We start from the raw sequence: 1,978 nt of genomic DNA, 5'->3' as shown, positions 1-1,978 counted from the left end.
GTGAAGCCGTACTTTTTTTTCAGTGAATTTATCTTGTCCAGCCTGTCCACAAGTTCGTTCAGCCTGAATTCGTCAGTATCTGTATCCTCTTCCAGGTTTTCTATTATATATACCACATCTTCCAGGTCATAATAGATCTTTTCCAGCTTTTCCTGAGCCTCTTCAAACTCTTTTCCGTATTTTGAAACAGATTCCAGGAATTTCTTAGAATTGTAGATAGAGGACAGAGCATTGTGCTCCCCGTCTTTCAACAATGTGTAGGAGTTTACCAGATTTTCTTTTATTTTCCCTGCATTAAAAAGTTTCTTATACTCATCTTCCAGTTCCTCATCTTCTCCGGGTTTTAGAGAGAGAGAGTTTATCTCACTCAGCTGAAATTCATAAAAATCCTTTTTCTCCTGTATCTCTCTTTTTATCTTTTCAATCTCAGATATTTTTCTGTTTATTTTTCCGTATCGGTCCACTGTCTCTTCCAGTTTAGACCTGACCTCCTGGGAATCCTCCCCCAGAAATTTATCCAGAAGTTTTATATGGTTGTTTTTATTGAGAAGCATCTGATGCGAATGCTGCCCCACAAGGTCTACGAGGGTTCCCATTATCTGTTTCAGACTGGACACAGGGACTCTTTTCCCGTTTACAAAGGCCTTTCCTCTCCCGTTTTTATCCAGTTCCCTCCTTACTATGAGCTCTCCTTCTTCTACCTCTATACCCAGTTCCTTTAGCTCTTCAGTCTGGTAGTCACTGGTCTCAAATACCCCCTCTGCCATGAGGTATTCCTCTCCGTCCCGGAGCATCTCCACATTTGCCTTTTCTCCGATAAGAAGATTTATACCGCTTAGTATTATTGATTTTCCTGCACCTGTTTCTCCGGTAAGGGTTATGAGACCCCTTCCAAACTCCAACTCAAGTTCTTCTATTATAGCAAGGTTTTCTATTCTCAGTTCCCTTAACATAATCTATCTCCCCACTTAAGCTTTTCTCTTAAAACTCCATAATAGTCTCTGTTTTCAGAAAGAACCAGTTTAAGAGTCTTTTCTGAATACCTGACCCTCACCTGCTCTCCATAGGATATTTTAAATGATTTTTCTCCGTCTACTGTGAGATAGCCCACTCTCTCCATATCCTCGATTATAAATTCTAACTCCTCGTTTCCGTCTACCACCACAGGCCTTGTACTCAGATTATGAGGAGCGATGGGAGTTATGAGCATTGCCTTTATATTTGGCTTTATTATTGGACCCCCTGCAGAGAGAGAATACGCCGTAGAACCTGTAGGTGTGGCCACTATCACTCCGTCTGCCCTGTAGGTATTGACATATTCTCCGTTGGAGTACACACCTATTCTCACGAGCTTTGTGAGCATTCCTCCCTTTGAGATTACCACCTCATTGAGAGCATGAAAATTTCTTTCACCCAGGGTTATTTCAAGGACTCTTCTTTTTTCAAGCTGATAATCCCCGTCTAAAACTCTGTCGTAGGTGTCAAAAGCTTCCTGCACCTTTATCTCTGTTATAAATCCCAGACTTCCCATATTTACAGCTATTACAAAAATATTAGGGTTTTCTATAAACTCTTTAGCAGCCTTGAGAAGGGTACCGTCTCCTCCTATAACAACTGCAAAGTCGCATTGCCATGCATCTTCTAAGGAGAAGATCTCAAGTCCGTTATCCACAAAGTATTTTTTAGTTTTTCTGTAAAATTCAAGGGCTTCTACCTTATCCCTGTTGTATACCAAACATACTTTTTTCATACCTTCCTCCGATGACCGTTAAAACATAAGTACAGGATTTATCGCCTTCAGATTAAATCTCAATTCATAATACAGATTTGGCTTCCCGTCTGTGGACATCCCCAGTATACCTACATCTTGTCCTGCCCGTACTATGTCTCCCACCTGCACATAATGGCTTATGAGATTTCCGTATATTCCTATCATATTATACCCGTAATCAATCATTACAACTTTTCCCAGACCCTG

General features: G+C 40.7%; 3 protein-coding genes. All 3 read right to left on the bottom strand.

The window, feature by feature from the left end; genetic code table 11:
- Positions 1–953, bottom strand: a 953-nt coding sequence (locus ABZA26_RS13850; RefSeq protein ID WP_372715082.1) for an AAA family ATPase, incomplete at its 3' end; no start/stop codon positions are given.
- Positions 947–1,750, bottom strand: coding sequence for an NAD(+)/NADH kinase (locus ABZA26_RS13845; RefSeq protein WP_372715081.1), 804 nt, complete (start codon positions 1,748–1,750; stop codon positions 947–949). The genes ABZA26_RS13850 and ABZA26_RS13845, both read right to left, overlap by 7 nt.
- Before the next feature lie 18 nt (positions 1,751–1,768).
- On the bottom strand, positions 1,769–1,978 hold a 210-nt coding region (locus ABZA26_RS13840), incomplete at its 5' end, for a peptidoglycan DD-metalloendopeptidase family protein (RefSeq protein WP_372715080.1).

This window comes from Ilyobacter sp., assembly GCF_041583315.1.
Classification (GTDB): domain Bacteria; phylum Fusobacteriota; class Fusobacteriia; order Fusobacteriales; family Fusobacteriaceae; genus Ilyobacter.
The sequence above is the reverse complement of the archived record's forward strand: the minus strand, read 5'-3'. Positions and strand labels throughout refer to the sequence as shown.